The organism is Pseudorhizobium halotolerans (assembly GCF_902153235.2).
GTDB classification, from domain to species: Bacteria; Pseudomonadota; Alphaproteobacteria; order Rhizobiales; family Rhizobiaceae; genus Neorhizobium; species Neorhizobium flavum.
The window spans coordinates 1-19,843 of the sequence record NZ_CABFWE030000018.1; the positions used below are offsets into that span (position 1 = coordinate 1).

Below are 19,843 nucleotides of genomic sequence, written 5' to 3' on the forward strand. Positions count from 1 at the left end.
ATCTGCTCGTCTGTGAAACGGCTGCGCTTCATTCTCTGGTCCTCTTAATGGGCCAGAGCTTACTTCAAATTGGATTAGATCAGCGGGGCAAGGTCACCTAGAGCCACATCTGCGAAGGATTATGGGCTCTGGGATTGAACAGCCGAGCCAATCGCTCTCTGAAGCAATCATGTCGACTGACATCAGTGAGAAACTACTCTCTCGTGACCGCAATAAAGAGATTAAAGAGATTGCGGTAATATAGAACCTTCTTGGTGAGGTAAGCCCTCCCTCTCCCCTGTGGGAGAGGCTATAAAATCGACGGCTTAGCCGAAGGCTAAACCTCAGATTTTGTTGGTGAGGGGGTCGAAGCGCCGAGATCCAAAACCACCCCCTCACCTGCAATTTCTAGCACTTAGCTGAAGCTAAGATGCTGAAACTGCTTCCTCTCCCACAAGCGGAGAGGAGACCGGTCCGCACCCTCGGCGCCCTCCCTCTCCCGCCTCTCTCCTTCGTCATCCTCGGGCTTGACCCGAGGATCCAAAACCAAGCATTTTTTATTGCAGGAATGGGCCTTTCCAACCCACCTGCACGGGTAACAATCTGATTTGGTTCCCTGTGCCTGGATCCTCGGGTCAAGCCCGAGGATGACGAAAGAAAAAAATCAATCCCCGCTCATCCCCCTCCCCCAAACCTGTGCCTACACTTCCCCCGTCCCGCCGCGGATACACCAGGAGGCGTCCTGGCGAGGCGGGGCCGGCGCTGGTGGTGAGGAAACGACGTAAGTCCTCATCATCGGGGTCCGCGGAAAATGGTCTCCCTCCGGCGAGACGGGGGAAGCGGGATGGTTTCGGACCGGCCACCTGCTTCTGATGCCCGAAAGAGCGCGCCGGGCGTGCCTGTGCGGCACACAGGGGGGTCGATGGAGAGGATGTCGCCGGACCTTCAAGTCCGACGAGATGCCGGGGCGGCAAGCCTCGGAACCCGGGAAACCGGCGGGAAACACCTCCCCATTCGACCTTTGCAGAGAGACCGGAGTCGCGGGCAGAAACCGCCGAGCGGGGTGCTGAGAGGTGCCACATAAACTAACTTTACGAGGCAGCTTTCAGCGCCCCGACCGATTTGAAATTGTTCGTCTTCCTCGGGCGAACGCAGTGAGACCCGTGGGTCGCCAAGGGAGGAGTCTGTCCGTTCGTGATCATGGGGCCTGACCCGAGGACAAGAAAGGATTTCGTCTTGCTGAAAGAGAGCCCCTCATCGCATCTTCGTCGTTGCCACCAGCACACCGGCCATGAACGCGATGATAACGCTTGTCCAAACCAGCATCACCGGCAGCGTGAAGACAATCGGCAGCAGCAGCATGGCGACCGCAAAACCGGCATCGAAAGCAAGGTGGGCGGGCATGGTCAGGATCGGCCTCCACCCGAGCTCATAGTCAGTCAGGAGCGCATAGACGATCGCAAACAGGCCGAGGGCCAGATAGGCGGCGAACCCCGGACCCTCGGCACCGGAGGCGAAGGCGAGCAGGACCATCCCCAAGCCGACGACGTAGTCGGCGATGCCATGGAGAAAGGTCGGCACGAACCTCATCGGCCGAGCCTTCGTCGCGGCAGGAGGCGCGTGGCGGCGATGAGGGCCAAGCCTGCACCGGCGAGCACCAGTTTGGCGCCCGCGGCACTTATCGCCCCAACCGAGCCTGACGCTTCGTCACCGAAACGCCCTTCGCGTACGCCCTCGTCGAGATCGACGGACTCGAACAGGTTGTCACGCCGTGACGGGGAGAGGGGTTGGTCGTCGAACTGCCCCTCATAGGCCTGGCTTGCCGCCAGCCGGTCGGTGAGGCCGGGCAGCGTCAGACCGCCGATGATGGTCTTGGCGGTTGGCATCCCGACCCAGAGTTCGCGCGGCGCGTTGATTGCGCCACGATAGATTTCCTCGGCGATCGCCTCCGGCGCGAAGACGGGCGCAACCGGCCGCGGAGCATGCTCCATCTTGCAGCGGGCCCAGCTGAACTGCGGCGTGTTGACCGCCGGCAGGTGGATCATGGTGAGCCGGATCGGCGACCTGTCGTGGATCAGTTCGCTGCGGAGCGAGTCGATGAAGCCGCGCGTGGCGGCCTTGGCGCCGCAATAGGCGGCCTGCAGCGGGATGGACCGGTAGGCGAGTGCGGACCCGATGCAGACGATCGTGCCGTGGCCCTGCCTGCGCATGTGCTGGAGGGCCGCCATGGTGCCATGGACCTGCCCGAGATAGGTGACTTCCGTCACCCGCCTGAACTCGTCCGGCTCCACCTTGTCGGCGGGACCGAAGACCGTCACCATGGCATTGTTGATCCAGACATCGATCCGTCCCCAGGTGGCGACAACCTGGTCTGCGGCCTGCCGGACGGCCGCGGCATTGGCCACGTCGACGGGTATGGCAATTGCCTGTCCGCCGAGTGCCCTCACCTCTGCTGCGACGGCATCCAAGCGCTTTCTTCCTCGCGCCAGGATCGCCACCCGCCATCCGCGCCTCGCAAATTCCAGTGCGACGGCGCGACCCACGCCAGCCGAACCTCCGGTGATCACGACCGTGTTCCGCTCCGCCGAAATCTCCATCATCAGCCTCCTTCATGCAGCCGAAGGCTACAACGCCCAATGACACCAGATGTTCACCGGCAGCGGGCCAAGGCGTGGGCTGCCCCCGGCGCCGGGCGCGGCAGGATCGGAGATAAAAAAATGGCCGGCATCGGGTGCCCGATGCCGGCCTGAAGCGTCGCGATCTACAGAAGATTCTAGAACTTGTAGTTCACGCCGGCCTTGATCGCGTGGTCGCTCAGGTTGGTCTCGTTGGTCGAGGTGCCGTTGAAGCTGCGGACGTCGCCCGTGCGAGTGTAGTTGTACTCGACACGGCCGGAGATCTGGTTGTTGAACTTCTGCTCGACACCGGCGCCCAGCAGCCAGCCCGGCTTCCAGCCGTCAGGGCCTTCCGCCGTGGACGTATCGCGCAGGCTGGTCATCGTGCCGCCGGCGGTGCCGTAGATGAGCGTGTCGCCAAGCGGCGCGCCGACCTTGGCCTTTGCGGCAAGGCGGTAACGCTCCTTGAGCTCGCCACCGGGAACGTCCACTTCGGTATCACCCATGTGGGAGAGTTCCAGTTCGCCACCGACCACGGCGCCGCCCATTTCGGCATTGTAGCCGCCCTGGATGCCGCCCATGAATTCGCTCTCGTCGGAGAACGGGCTGAGGTGATCCGAGCTCGTGCCGATATGGGCGCCGACATAGGCGCCGCTCCAGCCACCGGACGATGCGACGGGTTCGCTGTAGGAAGGCGTCGGATCCGAATAGGTGAGGTCCGCGGCCAGGGCGGGGCTTGTGGCAAATGCGGCGGCAAGCGCCAATGCGTATGACTTTCTGGTCATGATCTACTCCATACACAGCCCGCGTGACGACAAGATGCGAGCGTTACTCAGGTTACACATACCGCGGCGGTCGCGGCCGCCTCACCGCCCCGTCAGGCTGCGCCGCCGGCAGGTCCACTCTCAATTTCATGAATTCTTAAACGGTCTCTTAACTTCACGCGCCCGGCAGGCTTCATCGCGATCAACAACGGTAACAAGACCGAGAGCGCGGCCAGAGTGGCCGCGTCCGACATTGCGATCGGTGCGTCTGGAGCCGCTACTGCAGGAAGCGCGGCACCGGCGCCGCAGCCTCGACGGAAATTCCGTTTACGTGGTCGGGAGCAGCCGCTGCCTGGCCGCCGTCGAGCCCGGTCGCGACGACAGACACCCGGAACTTGCCGTCGAGCTCGCGGTCGAAGATCGCTCCGACGACGATGTCGGCATCGTCCATCACCTCGTCGCGAATTCGGCTTGCGGCCTCGTCCACCTCGAACAGGGTCATGTCGGAACCGCCGGAAATCGAGATGAGCACGCCCTTCGCGCCCTTCATGGAGATCTCGTCGAGCAGCGGGTTGGCAATCGCCGCCTCGGCGGCGACGAGCGCGCGGCCGTCGCCGGAGGCTTCGCCGGTTCCCATCATCGCCCGGCCCATGCCCTTCATCACCGACTTCACGTCGGCGAAGTCGAGGTTGATCAGGCCCTCCTTGACGATCAGGTCGGTGATGCAGCCGACGCCGGAGAAGAGCACGCGGTCTGCCGTCATGAAGGCGTCCGCGAATGTGGTCTTGGCGTCGGCGATGCGGAAGAGGTTCTGGTTGGGGATAACGATCACTGTATCTGCGGCCCGGCGCAGTTCCTCGATGCCGGCTTCCGCCGTCTTCATGCGGCGGTTGCCCTCGAAGGTGAAGGGCTTCGTCACCACACCGACGGTGAGGATGCCGGCATTGCGGGCCGCCTGTGCAATGACCGGTGCCGCGCCGGTGCCGGTCCCGCCGCCCATGCCGGCCGTCACGAAGCACATGTGGCAGCCGGACAGATGGTCCATGATCTCGTCGATCGACTCCTCCGCAGCGGCGCGGCCGATCTCCGGCAGCGAACCTGCCCCCAGCCCCTCGGTGACGGCGGTGCCGAGCTGGATGCGGCGTGTCGCCTTCGATGTCGCAAGGACCTGCGCATCGGTATTGGCCGCGATGAACTCGACGCCCTCCAGTTCCTCGACGATCATGTTGTTGATGGCGTTGCCGCCGCCGCCGCCAACACCGATCACCGCGATCTTGGGCCGCATTTCGGTGATCATCTGTTTCTTGTCTTCCGGCATGGAGTGTCCCTTTGCGCCATAATTCCTGGTCGGCACCACCACCCGGAGCACCGAATCGATCTGCAGACTAAGACTGCAACAAGGCAGAGGGTGGGCAAAAGGACAAGAGATCGCCCAGTTCCACAGGATCCGCGCCGGAAGGGTCAGGACCAAAAAAAGACCCTGCCTTGGGAGAGGCAGGGTCAGGACTGGAGGTCATTATCGTTCTTGTGGTGGCGGCAGGGGAAACGCCACCTCTTATTCTCAAAGCGTCCGGGCTTCGCGCTGCTCCTCGCGACGGCGCCAATAACGAAGGCGCATGCGCGGGGCGATCCGCTTCGCGATGAACGGCGCCACCACGAAGGAGAACACGATCCAGGCTGGCAGGAGGAACTTCATATATTCCGCCAGTGCAGGGATTGACAGAATGGCGATGGCACCGAAACCGAAAACCACCGCATTGACCATCATCGATGCGATGACGGTAAGATAGGTATTGGTCCTGATCGGTTCCATGGTCGGCCTCTTGAAGTCGTTCGACTGGAAAACCCGCGAAACGCAATAGGGTTCCACTTTTCCTTAACCGGGTCCGGTATAGTTTGCCGAAAATCAAATGGCATATCCGAGGCAGACGTGGCAGCACCCTCCTTTCGTTTCAAGCATTTCGACCTGAAGGGGCAGCGCGGCGGGACGGTGATCGAGGTCACCCTCAGCGCCGTCAACAACGTGCGGCTGATGACAGCCGGGAATTTCCAGCGCTTCAAGGAACTGCTGGATTTCAAGTATGTCGGCGGCGTGGCCAAGAAGTCACCTATCCGCCTCGTGATACCCGAGGACGGTCATTGGCACCTGATCGTCGACATGGAAGGACACCACGGTCTAGCGGAAAGTTCCGTCAAGCTGACGCCGCCGGCAGCAGCCGCGACGCGCAAGGCCTCCTAGGGCTCGCCTCGCTCCTTGCGAAGCTTCGCCCACCAGTCCAGCCGCTTGCGGATCTCGCGCTCGAAGCCGCGCTCGGGCGGGTCGTAATAGACCTGCCTGCCCATCTTCTCCGGAAAGTAGTTCTGGCCGGAAAACGCGTCCGGCTCGTCATGGTCGTAGCGATACCCCTGCCCGTAACCCTCGCCCTTCATCAACTTGGTCGGCGCATTGAGGATGTGCTTCGGCGGCAGCAGCGAACCATTTTCCTTCGCCGCCCGCATCGCGGCCTTGAAGGCAGTATAGACGCCGTTCGACTTGGGCGCCGTGGCGAGGTAGACGCAGGCGTGCGCCAGCGCCAGCTCGCCCTCGGGTGAACCCAGATAGTCATACGCATCCTTGGCCGCATTGCAGATCACCAGCGCCTGCGGATCGGCAAGGCCGATGTCCTCGACGGCCATGCGCACGAGGCGACGCCCGAGATAGAGCGGGTCCTCGCCGGCATCGAACATGCGCGCCAGATAGTAGAGCGCGGCATCGGGGTCGGAGCCGCGGACGGACTTATGCAGCGCGGAGATCAGGTTGTAATGGCCGTCCTGCCCCTTGTCGTAGACGGGGGCGCGCCGCTGGACGATCCGCGTCAGGCCTTCGGTGTCGAACACCTCGTCTGCCCGCGCGGCCCGCCAGACCTCCTCGGCGAGGGTCAGTACAGCGCGACCGTCGCCATCCGCCATGCGCAGCAGGCTGCCACGGGCGTCGGGATCAAGCGGCAGCGGCTTTCCCTCCGCCTGCTCGGCCCGCTTCAGCAGTTCCTCGAGGCTCTCCTCGTCATGCGGCTGGAAGGTCAGGACACGGGCACGGGAGAGAAGCGCCGCGTTGAGCTCGAAACTCGGGTTCTCCGTCGTGGCGCCGACGAGAATGATGGTCCCATCCTCCATGACGGGAAGAAAGCTGTCCTGCTGGGCGCGGTTGAAGCGATGGATCTCGTCGACGAAGAGCAGCGTCTGGCGGCCTTCCATGCGTCGCATGCGCGCCGCTTCGAATACCTTCTTCAGGTCGGCCACACCGGAGAAGATGGCCGAGATCTGTTCGAAAGCGAGCCCCGCCTCGCCGGACAGCAGCCGTGCGACCGTTGTCTTGCCGGTCCCGGGTGGCCCCCAGAAGATCATCGAGCCGAGCGAACCGGAGGATATCATCCGCCGCAACACGCCATCCTCACCGGTCAGGTGCTTCTGCCCGGTGACTTCCCCCAGGGACTTCGGCCGCAGGCGATCGGCAAGCGGCCGGCGTCTTGCGACCTCCTCCGGAACCTGCGGCGCGAAGAGGTCGCCACTCATCGGAAGAACTGCCGGATCCGCTGACCGTCTCGCTCGATCTCGACACGCCAGAAGCCGGGATCGTCATCGAGCATGTCTTCCATGGCGCGGGTCGAAGGCACGGCAACACCGTTCAGCGATACCACGATGTCACGCGGACGGAAGCCGAGGCGGCTGCCCGGCGAGCCGCGGGCGACATCGACGACCACGACCCCGGTCTTCTCCGCCTCCATTCGCAGTTCCTGTGCCAGCCGCGGAGAGAGATTGGCAACACGCAGACCGGCAAACGGATTGCGACCCTCCAGCAGCCGTTCGTCACGGGCAGGTGTTTCCGGTGCCGTATTGAGGGCGATGGAGATCTCGCGAACCCCGTTCGAGCGAACCGTCAGCGCAACTTCCTTGCCGAGCCCTGCGGTTGTCAGGCGGTAGCCGAGCGCATCCGGGTGCTCGACTTCGATCCCATTGACTGCGGTCACCACTTCGCCCGGCTTCAGCCCCGCCTTGTCGGCCGGACCGCCTTCCACCACTCCGACGACCAGCGCACCACGCGCTGCCTCCAGGCCCAGCGCCTCGGCGACGTCGGATGTCACCGGCTCGAAGCGTGCGCCGATATAGGGCCGCTCGAATGTCTCGTCGCCCTTTTCGGCGGCGGCGAGGAAAACCTTGACCAGATTGGCGGGGATCGCGAAGCCGATACCGTTCGAGCCGCCGCCGCGCGAGAAGATGGCGGTGTTGATGCCGATCAACTCGCCGTTCATGTTCATCAGCGCGCCACCCGAATTACCGGGATTGATCGAGGCATCGGTCTGGATGAAGAAGCCGAAATCTCCGGGCGTGACCTGGTTGCGCGCGAGCGCGGAGACGATGCCGCTCGTCACGGTCTGCCCGACCCCGAAGGGATTGCCGATCGCAAGCACGAGATCGCCGACCTCCACCGCATCGGAATCGCCGATCGGCAGGACGGGAAAATCGTCGCGCCCGCTCACCTTCAGTACCGCGAGATCGAGGCTTTCATCCTTGAGCAGTACTTCCGACGCAAACTCGCGGCCATCGGCGAGCGCGATCCGAATATCATCGGCGCCCTGGATGACGTGATGATTGGTCACGACGAGACCATCGTTCGATACGATGACCCCGGAGCCAAGCGAGGATTGCTTCTCCGTGCGGTTGGGCATGCGCTGGCCGAAGAACTGCTCGAAGAAGGGATCGCCGGCGAAGGGGTTCAGCCGCTGGACGACGCGCTCGGCGTAGACATTTACCACAGCTCCGGCTGTCTGCTTGACCAGAGGCGCGAAGGACAGCTGGATCTCCGACTGGCTTTTCGGCACCGCCTTCTCTGCCTGCGCATGGGCCGCGACGGGTTGAAGGAGCAGAAAGGCGGCAAGACAGGCCGACAGGCCCATTCGAATGGTCAGCATGTGATTCCTCGCTTCGAATTATCGTCCCGATTTGTAGCGCCGCAGGCTAGAAAGGAAAGGTGGCTGAACGAGGATAGACGCCGCCAGCACGATGTCTGCGCAAGGTGATGAGCCCGATATCGAGCGTCCTCTGTCGCCTTGCGACTAGCCCGAGAAGGAGAACGCGGCGACTGCTGCGGCCAGCAATCCGCCCACACCGACGAAGGCGAGAGTGCACCGGCGGTCCTGGCGGGAAGACGCCCCGCCGGAATAATCGAAGCGCTCGTAGACCACGTTCTTCATCGGCAGACCGAGGTCGAGCAGGGTGTCGGAGACAGCGGAAACCATGCCGCCCGGACCGCACATCATTGCGACGCAGCCTTTCGGTTCAAGCCCCTCCAGCAGTTCCCCAAGGCGGGCATTGTCGAGACGACCGACCGCCCCATCCCAGCCGGCGGGAGCCTCCTCGCTGATCAACAGCGTCTTCAGGTCCAGCACGGCACCGGCGGCTGCGATCTCGTCGACACAGGCGAAATTGGCCGGTGTCCCGACGGCATAGGCAACGCGCACCGGCCGTCTTTCGCGGCGCGCCACCATGTCGCGCAGGATGCCGACGATCGGCGCGATCCCGACCCCACCGGCAACCAGCAGGACCGCATCTCCGGGATGAGCCTCCAGCGCAAACTCGCCGTAAGGCCCATCGATGCCGATGGGCGTGCCGGGCTTCAGGCTGCCGATCTGGCTCGTGAAGTCCCCGACCTCCTTGATGATCAGGCTGATACCAGAGCGGGTCGGGCTGTCGGCGATGGAAAAAGGATGGTCGAGCAATGGAAACCGTCTTGTACCCTCCGTCATCCAGACGAACTGGCCTGCGTGATAGGCGAGTTGCGGTGTTCCCGGGTCAGGCTGGATATCCAGTTCCCACAGGCGATCGGCGCGGCGGGTCACTGCCTTGAGGCGCCACGGCTTGCGGTGCAGTTTCAGCCAGCGATATCCGTAGAGGGTCAAGAGTACGGCCACGATCGCGACGGCGACACTGATCCAGTAGACCCCGACCGGCCCCATGGCGGCGAAGCGCCCGGTTGTCACGGCATGGTGCAGCCCTCCACCGATCGCTATCGCGCCGAGAACCAGATGCGTGCCCCTCCACAGCTCGTAGCGCCATGGAAGACGATTGCGCAACGCAGACGACAGCACAAGAATCACGAGCGCAACCCAGGCGACCACACCGCTCCGGTAATGTGTCAGGGTCAGATAGGCGGTGAGACGTTCCCGGCCGAGATGCTGGTCGTCGAACAGGGTCGGCGCGACATAGAGGATCGGGTGGAAAACGATAGCGAGCAGGATCCACCAGGCGGCGATCTTGTGAAACGCCATGATCTTGTCGATGCCGAGCCGGCCGGAGGCGACCTCGAAACGCCCCGAGGTGACGAACTGCACAGCCATCGCGGCAAGCGCGACCATGCCGAGCCCCGCCGCCAGCCTCTCCACCGAATCGGATGGTGCGACGTTGGCCGTCAGCGACAGAGCGAGCGGCGTGGCACAAAGACCGATATAGAGGGCGGCAAGGATGCCCGCCGGCAGACGGGGAAGACCATGGGTGGATGAATGCGTCGTGGACGGCACGCCTGGCGATACGGTGTCTGTCATCGGTTCCCCCCTTCCCGGCTCTTGTAGCAGCCGCCTACGCTGCGGAATTGATCGCGGTCATATGCAGGCAAGGCATGCTGGCCCACTGTGCTATGGTCGCCACGACATGCAACCGAGGAGGATCCCATGACGCCGCGAAGACTGGCGCAACTGTTCACTGTTGTCTCTGGCCTAGCAACCCTTCTTGCGCTGCTGTTCGCCAGCCCTCCTGCGCGGGCGGACGAGGGGGCCCCGATCACCCGACTGATCGAGGAATGGCTCTCGTCACCCCATGGCAACTATCATTCGCGCTCCTTTACCTACTGGAACAAGGAGGGCGAGGTGCCGGCGAACTGCGCCACCTGTCACTCGGAAACGGGTTTCCACGACTTCCTCGGCGTCGACGGCAGTGCCGCTGGGACAATCGACCGGGCGGGGGTGATCAACTCACCGATCGGCTGTGCCTCCTGTCACACCAGCCAGGCCCATGCGCTCGATTCCGTGCGGTTTCCCTCCGGCGTCGAGGTCACCGGGCTCGGCAACTCTGCCACCTGCACCGTCTGTCACCAGGGCCGTCAGTCCGGTGCAGCCGTGACCAAGGCGGTGGCGGAACTCGGGGAGGATGATGTCTCCGCCGATCTCACCTTCATCAATATCCACTATGCGGTTGCAGCCGCCACGATGCATGGCGCAGACACGGCGAGCGGCTATCACTATCCCGGAAAGACCTATGCCGGACGCTTCCAGCATGTACCGAGCGCCAACACCTGTGTCGCCTGTCACGACCCGCATACGACAAAGGTGGCGGAAGACAGCTGCATGAGCTGTCACCGCGGCGTCGGCAACACTCGCGACATCCGGACCCGGCATACAGACTTCGATGGCGATGGAAACATCCAGGAGGGTGTGCACGGCGAGATCGCCACCCTGCATGGAAAGCTCTACGAGGCGATCCAGACGTATGCCCAAGCGATCCTCTCCTCACCGATCGGCTATGCCAAAGGCAGGAACCCCTACTTCTTCAGGGACACGAACGGTGACGGCGAGATCAGCGACGACGAGGCGGTGCGCGACAACCAGTACAGGTCATGGACCCCTCGCCTGCTGAAAGCGGCCTACAACTACCAGGTCGTGAGCAAGGACCCCGCCGGTTATGTTCATAACCCCGCCTATCTGCTGCAGTTGCTGCACGACAGCCTGGAAAGCCTTTCATCAGCGGTCGAGGTCGACATGGCAGCCGTGCGCCGTCCGTGAGCTGTCACGAAAAGACCGCCTGCTTGACGCAGGCGGTCTTCAATGTTCGTCTTGGGAGTTGATGCTTATTCCGGCAGGATCCGGACAGCACCCTTGTCGGCGCTCGCGGCGAAGGCCGCATAGGCCTTCAGCGCCGTCGTGACGTTGCGCCGCCGCGGGGCGACCGGCGTCCAGCCAAGCTTGTCCTGCTCTCCCCGGCGATGCGCAAGTTCGGCATCGGAGACCGCCAAATTGATGGTGCGATTCGGAATGTCGATCTCGATCATGTCGCCTTCGCGGACCAGGCCGATCGCGCCGCCCTGGGCAGCCTCGGGCGAGCAGTGGCCGATCGACAGGCCGGACGTGCCGCCGGAAAAGCGGCCGTCGGTCACCAGGGCGCAGGCCTTGCCGAGGCCCTTCGACTTCAGGTAGCTCGTCGGATAGAGCATTTCCTGCATGCCCGGCCCACCCTTCGGACCTTCATAGCGGATGACGACGACGTCACCTGCCACCACCTCGTTGTTGAGGATCGCCTTGACGGAGGCATCCTGGCTCTCGAAGACGCGCGCGGGGCCGGTGAACTTGAGGATGGATTCATCCACGCCGGCCGTCTTCACGATGCAGCCGTTGAGCGCGATGTTTCCGTAAAGCACCGCCAGCCCGCCTTCCTCGGAGAAAGGTTTTTTCACGGAACGGATGACGCCATTGTCGCTATCGGTGTCCAGTTCATCCCAGCGAGAGGACTGGGAGAAGGCGACCTGCGTCGGGACCCCACCCGGTGCTGCCTTGAAGAAGTTGCGGACCGTCTCGCTGTTGGTGCGGGTGATATCCCAACGGTCGATCGCGTCGCCGAGCGTGGCTTCATGCACAGTGTAGCACTCGCGGTTGATGAGGCCGCCGCGTTCGAGTTCGCCAAGGATGCGCATGATGCCGCCGGCGCGATGGACGTCCTCCATGTGGACATCGCTCTTGGCGGGCGCAACCTTCGACAGGCACGGGACACGGCGCGACAGCCGGTCGATGTCGTCCATGGTGAAATCGACGCCGCCTTCATAGGCGGCTGCGAGGATGTGCAGCACCGTATTGGTGGAACCGCCCATGGCGATGTCGAGCGTCATGGCGTTCTCGAACGCTTCCTTGGTGGCGATGGAGCGCGGCAGAACGCTCTCGTCCTCCTGCTCGTAGTAGCGGCGGGCGAGATCGACGATCAGGTGCCCAGCCTCGACGAACAGGCGCTTGCGGTCGGAATGGGTGGCGAGCGTGGAGCCATTGCCCGGCAGCGAAAGGCCGAGCGCTTCGGTCAGGCAATTCATGGAGTTGGCCGTGAACATGCCCGAGCACGAGCCGCAGGTCGGACAGGCCGCCTGCTCGATCGCCTGGACATCCGCATCGGAGATCGAATCGTCTGCCGCGGCGACCATTGCATCAACGAGATCGAGCGCGACCGTCTTGCCCTGCAGAACGACCTTGCCCGCCTCCATCGGCCCGCCGGACACGAAGACGGCAGGGATGTTGAGCCGCATCGCGGCGTTCAGCATGCCGGGGGTGATCTTGTCGCAGTTGGAAATGCAGACCATGGCATCGGCGCAGTGGGCGTTCACCATGTATTCGACGGAGTCGGCGATGATCTCGCGCGACGGCAGCGAGTAGAGCATTCCGTCATGGCCCATGGCGATGCCGTCATCCACCGCGATGGTATTGAACTCCTTGGCAACCCCACCGGCCGCCTCGATCTCGCGGGCAACCAGCTGGCCAAGATCCTTGAGGTGCACGTGGCCGGGAACGAACTGCGTGAAGGAATTCACCACTGCGATGATCGGCTTGCCGAAATCGCCGTCCTTCATGCCGGTCGCGCGCCACAGGCCGCGCGCACCAGCCATGTTGCGGCCGTGGGTCGTGGTTCTGGAACGGTAGGCGGGCATGGGTTTTCTTCCTCGGTCTTGTTCTTGGAGAGCATCTGGCACGGGCGGCACCCGGCAGCTTTGCCATTTTCCTACTCCAACACCCGAATGGTGTCACTATCAGGGGAGCGGAAAACGGTACTCTGCGGTACGCCTCACGCGAATGTGCCTCTCGTTCTGTTGACTGATGCTGTGAAACCAATCATCGGCGCGCTACGTATAAAAAGAAAATAGCTCCCAGGGAGACCGTCATGCCTGCCTATCGCACGCCCCGCATCAGCGCCTCGGAGATCACGCCCCGCGAGGTCTACATGTCGCGCCGGAAGTTCATCGGTACCGCCGCTGCCGGTATCGCGATGCTGGGGGCCGGCTCGGCAATCGCGGCCCCGCTCGCGGCATCGCCCAGTCAGTTCTCGACCGACGAGAAGCTCACTCCGAAGGAAGCCGTCACCACCTACAACAACTTCTATGAGTTCGGGACCGGCAAGGGCGACCCGTCGGAGAAGTCCCAGCACTTCAAGCCGCTGCCATGGTCTGTGAAGGTTGACGGCATGGTCGGCAAGCCGAAGGAATTCGGGATCGAGGAGCTGATGAAGATGCAGCTCGAGGAGCGCATCTATCGCCTGCGCTGCGTCGAAGGCTGGTCTATGGTGATCCCTTGGATCGGCTTCCCGCTTTCGGCGCTCCTTGAGCAGGTGGAGCCGCTCGGCAGCGCCAAGTACGTCTCCTTCGAGACACTCGTGCGACCGGAGGAGATGCCGGGACAGACTGGCCTCTTCCAGCCGCTCGAATGGCCATATATCGAGGGGCTGAGGCTCGACGAGGCCCGCCACCCGCTGACCATACTCGCCGTCGGCCTCTACGGAGAGACGCTGCCCAACCAGAATGGCGCTCCGATCCGGCTGGTCGTACCATGGAAGTACGGCTTCAAGAGCATCAAGTCGATCGTCAGGATCTCGCTGGTCGAGGAGCAGCCGGAGACGACGTGGAAGAACTCCAACGCGCGCGAATACGGCTTCTACTCGAACGTGAATCCCGAGGTCGACCATCCGCGCTGGAGCCAGGCGACGGAGCAGCGGATTGGCGAAGGCGGCTTCTTCAAGGTCGCCAACCGGCCGACCCTGATGTTCAACGGCTATGGCGAGGAGGTCGCCAGCCTCTACGAGGGGATGGACCTCAAGGCGAACTACTGATGGCCGGCATTCCCGCCCTGCCCCGCCGCCTGCACGGGCCCAGCATCTGGGCGCTCTATGCCGTCGGCTTGGTACCGGCCGCCTGGAACTTCTACCTCGGCGCAACCGGTGGCTTGGGGGTCAATCCGGTCAAGACATTCGAACACCTGCTCGGCATTTGGGCTCTGCGTTTTCTGATCGCCACGCTTGCGATCACACCCCTGCGGGACGTCTTTGGCCTCAACTGGCTGCGCTACAGGCGGGCGCTGGGCCTGCTCGCCTTCTACTATGTCCTTATGCACTTCAGTGTCTGGCTGATCCTTGACCGCGGGCTCGATTTCGGCTCGATCGGTGCCGACATCGCGAAGCGCCCCTACATCACCATCGGCATGGTCTGCCTGGCCTGCCTCCTGCCATTGGCACTGACCTCCAACAACTGGTCGATACGCAGGCTGGGGCAGAGGTGGAACGGGTTGCACCGGCTGATCTACCCGGTCGCACTGGGTGGGGCGCTGCACTATTTCCTGGCGGTAAAATCCGTGACGCTGACGCCCTTTGTCCACATCGCCCTCGTCGCCTTGCTGCTTCTCTACCGACCGCTGCGCAAGCCGTTCCTGAACTGGAAGCGAGGCAGTCCGCGCCTGGCACGCGCCGCCAGATGACGAAAAAGGCCGGGCATTTCTGCCCGGCCTTCGATCTATCCGCGATACGGGCTACCGATTAGGCAGCTTCGGCTGCCTCAGCTTCAGCGGCAACGCGAGCCTTGTCGGCCTTACCCTTGGCATCGACGTCGCGCTCGACGAACTCGATGACGGCGAGCGGCGCATTGTCACCCTGGCGGAAGCCTGCCTTCATGATGCGCAGGTAGCCGCCGTTGCGGGTTGCGTAACGCGAGGCGATCGCGTCGAACAGCTTGCGGACGGCGTCCTGGTCCTGGATCTGTGAGATCGCCTGACGACGGGCGTGCAGGTCGCCGCGCTTGCCGAGCGTGACGAGCTTCTCGACGATCGGACGGATTTCCTTTGCCTTCGGCAGAGTGGTGACGATCTGCTCATGGGTGATGAGCGAAGCCGCCATGTTGGCGAACATCGCCTTGCGGTGGCTTGCGGTGCGGTTGAGCTTGCGGCCGGCTTTTGCGTGGCGCATGTCTGGTCTCCTTCACTTGCAGGCATTCGCCTGCAGTCTGACTTGTTAGTATTGGTCTTCGTAACGCTTGGCGAGATCTTCAATGTTCTCCGGCGGCCAGGCGGGAACTTCCATCCCAAGATGGAGGCCCATGGATGCCAGAACTTCCTTGATCTCGTTCAGCGACTTGCGACCGAAATTCGGAGTGCGCAGCATTTCCGCCTCGGTCTTCTGGATGAGATCGCCGATATAGACGATGTTGTCGTTCTTCAGGCAGTTCGCCGAACGGACCGAAAGCTCCAGTTCGTCGACCTTCTTGAGGAGCGCCGGGTTGAAGGCCAGTTCGGTGACGGCTTCTTCCTCGACATCCTTCTGCGGCTCGTCGAAGTTTACGAACACACCGAGCTGGTCCTGAAGAATGCGGGCAGCGAATGCTACCGCGTCTTCGCCGGTAACCGAGCCATCGGTCTCGATGGTCATGGTCAGCTTGTCATAGTCGAGAACCTGTCCTTCACGGGTGTTCTCCACCTTGTAGGACACCTTCTTGACCGGCGAATAGAGGCTGTCGACCGGGATGAGGCCGATCGGCGCATCTTCTGCACGGTTACGCTCGGCCGGGACATAGCCCTTGCCGTTGTTGACCGTGAACTCCATGCGGATCTCCGCGCCCTCGTCGAGGGTGCAGATGACGTGGTCGGGGTTCAGGATCTCGATGTCGCCAACCGTCTGGATGTCACCAGCGGTTACGGCACCGGGGCCCTGCTTGCGCACGACCATGCGCTTTGCGTCGTCGCCATCCATCTTGATGGCGATTTCCTTGATGTTCAGCACGATGTCCGTCACATCTTCCCGAACGCCGGGGATGGAGGAGAACTCGTGCAGGACGCCGTCAATCTGGACCGCGGTGACAGCAGCACCGCGCAGTGACGACAGAAGAACGCGGCGCAGGGCGTTGCCGAGCGTCAGGCCGAAGCCCCGCTCAAGCGGCTCTGCAACCAGCGTTGCCTTGGTACGACCGGACGAGGTGAACTCCACCTTGTTCGGCTTGATCAGTTCCTGCCAGTTCTTCTGGATCATGTTTTAAACCTTCCGTTCGTTGCCACCATCCAATCGTGGCAACCGAGCATGAGAAGCACCGAGTTGGGCTTTGCCATTCGGCGGTACGGCAAAACCGCCAGACTTCGACGGGCGAAGTAAGGCGGTATTACGCAAGTTCAATGCGATCGGCCGGAGGCCCGCCGCATCCGACTTAGACGCGGCGCTTCTTGCGCGGACGGCAGCCGTTGTGCGGGATCGGCGTCACGTCACGGATCGAGGTGATCATGAAGCCGGCAGCCTGCAGGGCGCGCAGCGCCGATTCACGGCCGGAGCCCGGGCCGCACACTTCAACTTCGAGCGACTTCATGCCGTGTTCCTGAGCCTTCTTGGCGCAGTCTTCGGCAGCGATCTGGGCGGCGAACGGGGTCGACTTGCGCGAACCCTTGAAGCCCTTCGCACCTGCCGACGACCAGGCAATCGCGTTGCCCTGTGCATCGGTGATGGTGATCATCGTGTTGTTGAAGGTCGAATTGACGTGGGCAACGCCCGACGTGATGTTCTTGCGTTCGCGACGGCGGACGCGGGTGGCTTCCTTGGCCATGGTCTTCCTTTCGTTGATCTCGTCACCGCCGTAGTTCCAGCGGCTCCACCGGGACCGGACCGAGATCCGGCACCAAACTCAAAAAGAGGCCAGCGACGTGGCGCCAGCCTCCCCTCACCCGGAAACTCCGGGAAATTACTTCTTCTTACCGGCGATTGCCTTTGCCGGACCCTTGCGGGTGCGGGCATTGGTGTGCGTGCGCTGACCGCGGACCGGGAGGCCACGACGATGACGCAGGCCACGGTAGCAGCCGAGGTCCATCAGACGCTTGATGTTCATCGAGGTCTCGCGACGCAGGTCGCCTTCGACCTGATAGTCGCGGTCGATGGTTTCGCGGATCTGCAGGACTTCAGCATCGGTGAGCTGATGAACGCGGCGATCGGCCGGTATACCAACCTTCTCGACGATTTCCTGTGCGAATTTCGGGCCGATCCCGTGAATATACGTCAACGCGATAACGACGCGCTTCGCAGTCGGGATGTTGACGCCAGCGATACGTGCCACGTCTATTCTCCTTGCGTTCCAGTTGCCATCCGGCAAGTGGTACTTCTTCCATGAGAGCAGCCGATGGAAGGCCGCCAGTTCAAATCTTATCCGTAACAAGTCAAAGGACCGGACCCGGATACCCTCGTCGGGACGTCCGCACCGATCGCATCAATGTCGCGAGTTGGCGCGGTGTTAGCGGAATCGGTTAAAAAAAGCAACCGGCCCCGCCAAGATTCTTTAGGGGCAACCGCCGCTCAGAGCGCAGCGAGCACCTTTTCGATTTCTGCCGTCACGGCGTCCATCTCGGCCATGCCGTCCACGGACTTCAGCTTGCCCTTCGCATAGTAGTAGCCGATCAGCGGTGAGGTCTCCTTGTAGTAAACCTCGAGGCGCTGGGTCATCGTCTCCGCATTGTCATCGGGGCGACGCTTGAAGTGAGTCGAGCCACACTTGTCGCAGACACCTTCCTTGGCCGGAACCTTGTCGGTGTCATGGTAGACGGCGCCGCACTGGGCGCAGGAATAGCGGCCGGACACTCGGCGTATCAGTTCCTTGTCGTCGACCTTCAGCTCGATGACTGCCGAAAGGTCCAACCCCTTCTCCCGCAGCATGCTTTCAGTGGCGTCTGCCTGGACGAGCGTCCGCGGAAAGCCGTCGAGAATGAAGCCGTTGGCGCAGTCCGGCTGGTCTATGCGTTCCGAGACGATGGCGATGACGATATCGTCGGAGACGAGCTTACCTGCGTCCATGACCGCCCTGGCGCGTTTGCCGACGTCGGTCTCGGCGGCTACGGCCGCACGCAGCATGTCGCCGGTGGAGAGCTGGGGGATACCATGCTTCTCCACGATCCGCTGGGCCTGGGTCCCCTTACCCGCGCCCGGCGGCCCTAAAAGAATCAGTCTCATCGTCCCCTCTTTCCTCCACGCAATTTCGACTTCTTGATCAGGCCCTCATATTGCTGGGCAATAAGATGACCCTGGATCTGAGCAACCGTGTCGAGGGTTACACTGACCACGATCAAAAGCGAAGTACCACCAAGGGCTAATGGAACGCCGGTGCGGGCGATCAGCAGCTCGGGCAGCACGCAGACAAAGACGAGGTAGGCAGCGCCGACGACGGTGATACGCGTGAGGACATAGTCGATATACTCGGCGGTCCGCTCGCCCGGGCGAATGCCGGGGATGAACCCGCCGTGCTTCTTCAGGTTGTCGGCGGTGTCCTTCGGATTGAAGACGATCGCCGTGTAGAAGAAGGCAAAGAACGCAATCAGCAGGCCGTAAAGAACCATGAATGCCGGCTGCCCGTGGCCGAGTGCCGAGATGATCGTCGTCGCCCAGCCGGGCATTTCAGAATTGCCTGCGAAGCCTGCAGCCGTCGCCGGCAGAAGGAGGAGCGACGAAGCGAAGATCGCCGGAATAACGCCCGAAGTGTTGAGCTTCAGCGGCAGGTGCGACGTATCGCCCTGGAACATCCGGTTGCCAACCTGCCGCTTCGGGTACTGGATCAGCAGGCGACGCTGCGCACGCTCCACGAAGACGATCAGCATGATCACGGCGATCGCGACCACGATGACGGTCAGGATGAGCGCCGTCGACAAGGCGCCGGTGCGGCCGAGTTCCAGGGTGCCGGCGAGTGCCGTCGGCAGAGCGGCGACGATGCCCGCGAAGATGATGAGCGAAATGCCGTTGCCGATGCCGCGCGCGGTGATCTGCTCACCGAGCCACATCAGGAACATCGTGCCCCCCAGCAGCGTGACGACAGTCGAAATGCGGAAGAACCAACCCGGATCGGCGACAATGCCCTGGCCGCTTTCGAGCCCGACAGCAATACCGTAGGCCTGCAGCGTGCCGAGAAGAACGGTGCCGTAGCGGGTGTACTGGTTGATGACCTTGCGACCCTGTTCGCCTTCCTTCTTCAACGCTTCCAGCGTCGGAACCACGGAGGTCATCAGCTGCACGATGATCGACGCGGAGATATAGGGCATGATGCCGAGCGCGAAGATCGCCATGCGCTCGACCGCGCCGCCGGCAAACATGTTGAAGAGGCCGAGAATGCCGCCGGCCTGGCCGCGGAACGCTTGCGCATAGGCCTCGGGGTTGAGACCAGGCAGAGGAATATGTGTGCCGAGACGATAGACGAGCAGTGCGGCGAGCGTGAACCACAGCCGCTTCTTGAGATCCTCAGCCTTGGCGAAGGTCGAGAAATTGAGGTTGGAGGCAAGTTGTTCCGCTGCAGAAGCCATGCATCTCTCCGCCTGACCAATTCCGGCGGCGGAAATCCTGCCGGGTCCGGAATGCAGTCCAAATTCAGTTTCAGATAACGGGCGGGGATCGCTGGTGCGATCGGTGCCTCACCCTGTTTTCCGTATGGTC

Annotated in this window: 19 protein-coding genes; 4 read left to right on the forward strand and 15 right to left on the reverse strand. The window is 62.7% G+C overall.

Annotated features, from left to right (window positions below; translation table 11 throughout):
- Positions 1-1,233: 1,233 nt before the first annotated feature.
- The 5 genes from FN060_RS22630 to FN060_RS22650 all read right to left on the reverse strand — a co-directional run bounded on the left by FN060_RS22630 (position 1,234) and on the right by FN060_RS22650 (position 5,171).
- The gene (locus tag FN060_RS22630; protein WP_185929082.1) at positions 1,234-1,560 is read right to left on the reverse strand and encodes a hypothetical protein; all 327 of its coding nucleotides are present in this window, start codon (positions 1,558-1,560) and stop codon (positions 1,234-1,236) included.
- Between the two features lie 5 nt (positions 1,561-1,565).
- A complete protein-coding gene (locus FN060_RS22635) occupies positions 1,566-2,579 on the reverse strand; it encodes an SDR family oxidoreductase (RefSeq protein ID WP_244665934.1) in 1,014 nt (337 codons plus the stop codon).
- A 173-nt stretch (positions 2,580-2,752) separates the two neighbouring features.
- Complete coding sequence (locus FN060_RS22640; RefSeq protein ID WP_142590171.1) at positions 2,753-3,379, reverse strand: outer membrane protein; 627 nt, start codon at positions 3,377-3,379, stop codon at positions 2,753-2,755.
- Between the two features lie 256 nt (positions 3,380-3,635).
- Positions 3,636-4,676 carry a cell division protein FtsZ gene (gene ftsZ, locus FN060_RS22645; protein ID WP_142590172.1) on the reverse strand — a complete coding sequence of 347 codons (1,041 nt, stop codon included), beginning with the start codon at positions 4,674-4,676 and terminating at the stop codon, positions 3,636-3,638.
- A gap of 243 nt (positions 4,677-4,919) precedes the next feature.
- Positions 4,920-5,171 carry a hypothetical protein gene (locus FN060_RS22650; RefSeq protein WP_172973599.1) on the reverse strand — a complete coding sequence of 84 codons (252 nt, stop codon included), beginning with the start codon at positions 5,169-5,171 and terminating at the stop codon, positions 4,920-4,922.
- Between the two features lie 117 nt (positions 5,172-5,288).
- Here FN060_RS22650 and FN060_RS22655 point away from each other — a divergent pair, with 117 nt between their 5' ends.
- Positions 5,289-5,597 (forward strand): DUF1883 domain-containing protein, encoded by a 309-nt coding sequence (locus FN060_RS22655; RefSeq protein ID WP_142590173.1) that lies wholly within the window; start codon positions 5,289-5,291, stop codon positions 5,595-5,597.
- On the opposite strand, the gene FN060_RS22660 is transcribed toward FN060_RS22655, so the two are convergent.
- The 3 genes from FN060_RS22660 to FN060_RS22670 all read right to left on the reverse strand — a co-directional run bounded on the left by FN060_RS22660 (position 5,594) and on the right by FN060_RS22670 (position 9,936).
- Complete coding sequence (locus FN060_RS22660) at positions 5,594-6,910, reverse strand: replication-associated recombination protein A (protein ID WP_142590174.1); 1,317 nt, start codon at positions 6,908-6,910, stop codon at positions 5,594-5,596. The two genes, FN060_RS22655 and FN060_RS22660, sit on opposite strands and share 4 nt — an antisense overlap.
- Entirely contained in the window at positions 6,907-8,307 is a 1,401-nt protein-coding gene (locus FN060_RS22665; protein ID WP_142590175.1) for a DegQ family serine endoprotease, read from the reverse strand. Before FN060_RS22665 ends, FN060_RS22660 begins: the two co-directional genes overlap by 4 nt.
- A 144-nt stretch (positions 8,308-8,451) precedes the next feature.
- Complete coding sequence (locus FN060_RS22670) at positions 8,452-9,936, reverse strand: ferredoxin reductase family protein (RefSeq protein WP_142590176.1); 1,485 nt, start codon at positions 9,934-9,936, stop codon at positions 8,452-8,454.
- A gap of 126 nt (positions 9,937-10,062) precedes the next feature.
- Here FN060_RS22670 and FN060_RS22675 point away from each other — a divergent pair, with 126 nt between their 5' ends.
- Positions 10,063-11,169, forward strand: coding sequence for a cytochrome c3 family protein (locus FN060_RS22675; protein WP_142590177.1), 1,107 nt, complete (start codon positions 10,063-10,065; stop codon positions 11,167-11,169).
- A gap of 65 nt (positions 11,170-11,234) precedes the next feature.
- Here the strand turns inward: FN060_RS22675 and ilvD are convergent, their stop codons facing one another.
- A complete protein-coding gene (ilvD, locus tag FN060_RS22680) occupies positions 11,235-13,070 on the reverse strand; it encodes a dihydroxy-acid dehydratase (RefSeq protein ID WP_077547239.1) in 1,836 nt (611 codons plus the stop codon).
- Positions 13,071-13,300: 230 nt separating this feature from the next.
- Between ilvD and msrP the strand changes: the two genes are divergently transcribed.
- Entirely contained in the window at positions 13,301-14,242 is a 942-nt protein-coding gene (gene msrP / locus FN060_RS22685; protein ID WP_077547238.1) for a protein-methionine-sulfoxide reductase catalytic subunit MsrP, read from the forward strand.
- Positions 14,242-14,883: a protein-methionine-sulfoxide reductase heme-binding subunit MsrQ gene (gene msrQ, locus FN060_RS22690; protein WP_077547237.1), complete on the forward strand. Its 642-nt coding sequence runs from the start codon at positions 14,242-14,244 to the stop codon at positions 14,881-14,883. Before msrP ends, msrQ begins: the two co-directional genes overlap by 1 nt.
- 58 nt (positions 14,884-14,941) lie before the next feature.
- Here the strand turns inward: msrQ and rplQ are convergent, their stop codons facing one another.
- The 6 genes from rplQ to secY form a co-directional block, all read right to left on the reverse strand.
- A complete protein-coding gene (gene rplQ, locus FN060_RS22695) occupies positions 14,942-15,367 on the reverse strand; it encodes a 50S ribosomal protein L17 (RefSeq protein WP_052638154.1) in 426 nt (141 codons plus the stop codon).
- A 45-nt stretch (positions 15,368-15,412) separates the two neighbouring features.
- Positions 15,413-16,423: a DNA-directed RNA polymerase subunit alpha gene (locus FN060_RS22700; protein WP_052638153.1), complete on the reverse strand. Its 1,011-nt coding sequence runs from the start codon at positions 16,421-16,423 to the stop codon at positions 15,413-15,415.
- 172 nt (positions 16,424-16,595) lie between these two features.
- On the reverse strand, positions 16,596-16,985 hold the full coding sequence (gene rpsK, locus FN060_RS22705; RefSeq protein ID WP_007766864.1) for a 30S ribosomal protein S11: 390 nt from the start codon (positions 16,983-16,985) through the stop codon (positions 16,596-16,598).
- A 135-nt stretch (positions 16,986-17,120) separates the two neighbouring features.
- On the reverse strand, positions 17,121-17,489 hold the full coding sequence (rpsM, locus tag FN060_RS22710) for a 30S ribosomal protein S13 (protein WP_052638152.1): 369 nt from the start codon (positions 17,487-17,489) through the stop codon (positions 17,121-17,123).
- Positions 17,490-17,725: 236 nt separating this feature from the next.
- A complete protein-coding gene (locus tag FN060_RS22715; RefSeq protein WP_077547236.1) occupies positions 17,726-18,376 on the reverse strand; it encodes an adenylate kinase in 651 nt (216 codons plus the stop codon).
- Positions 18,373-19,713 carry a preprotein translocase subunit SecY gene (gene secY / locus FN060_RS22720; protein WP_052638150.1) on the reverse strand — a complete coding sequence of 447 codons (1,341 nt, stop codon included), beginning with the start codon at positions 19,711-19,713 and terminating at the stop codon, positions 18,373-18,375. Before secY ends, FN060_RS22715 begins: the two co-directional genes overlap by 4 nt.
- Positions 19,714-19,843 lie beyond the last annotated feature (130 nt).

Coding starts and splice junctions, on each gene's coding strand:
- FN060_RS22635 (WP_244665934.1), bottom strand. CDS start 2,579: ATGATGGAGATTTCGGCGGAGCGGAACACGGTCGTGATCACCGGAGGT.
- FN060_RS22665 (WP_142590175.1), bottom strand. CDS start 8,307: ATGCTGACCATTCGAATGGGCCTGTCGGCCTGTCTTGCCGCCTTTCTG.
- msrP (WP_077547238.1), top strand. CDS start 13,301: ATGCCTGCCTATCGCACGCCCCGCATCAGCGCCTCGGAGATCACGCCC.
- FN060_RS22675 (WP_142590177.1), top strand. CDS start 10,063: ATGACGCCGCGAAGACTGGCGCAACTGTTCACTGTTGTCTCTGGCCTA.
- msrQ (WP_077547237.1), top strand. CDS start 14,242: ATGGCCGGCATTCCCGCCCTGCCCCGCCGCCTGCACGGGCCCAGCATC.
- FN060_RS22650 (WP_172973599.1), bottom strand. CDS start 5,171: ATGGAACCGATCAGGACCAATACCTATCTTACCGTCATCGCATCGATG.
- ftsZ (WP_142590172.1), bottom strand. CDS start 4,676: ATGCCGGAAGACAAGAAACAGATGATCACCGAAATGCGGCCCAAGATC.
- FN060_RS22640 (WP_142590171.1), bottom strand. CDS start 3,379: ATGACCAGAAAGTCATACGCATTGGCGCTTGCCGCCGCATTTGCCACA.
- FN060_RS22660 (WP_142590174.1), bottom strand. CDS start 6,910: ATGAGTGGCGACCTCTTCGCGCCGCAGGTTCCGGAGGAGGTCGCAAGA.
- secY (WP_052638150.1), bottom strand. CDS start 19,713: ATGGCTTCTGCAGCGGAACAACTTGCCTCCAACCTCAATTTCTCGACC.
- FN060_RS22715 (WP_077547236.1), bottom strand. CDS start 18,376: ATGAGACTGATTCTTTTAGGGCCGCCGGGCGCGGGTAAGGGGACCCAG.
- rpsK (WP_007766864.1), bottom strand. CDS start 16,985: ATGGCCAAGGAAGCCACCCGCGTCCGCCGTCGCGAACGCAAGAACATC.
- FN060_RS22670 (WP_142590176.1), bottom strand. CDS start 9,936: ATGACAGACACCGTATCGCCAGGCGTGCCGTCCACGACGCATTCATCC.
- rplQ (WP_052638154.1), bottom strand. CDS start 15,367: ATGCGCCACGCAAAAGCCGGCCGCAAGCTCAACCGCACCGCAAGCCAC.
- ilvD (WP_077547239.1), bottom strand. CDS start 13,070: ATGCCCGCCTACCGTTCCAGAACCACGACCCACGGCCGCAACATGGCT.
- FN060_RS22700 (WP_052638153.1), bottom strand. CDS start 16,423: ATGATCCAGAAGAACTGGCAGGAACTGATCAAGCCGAACAAGGTGGAG.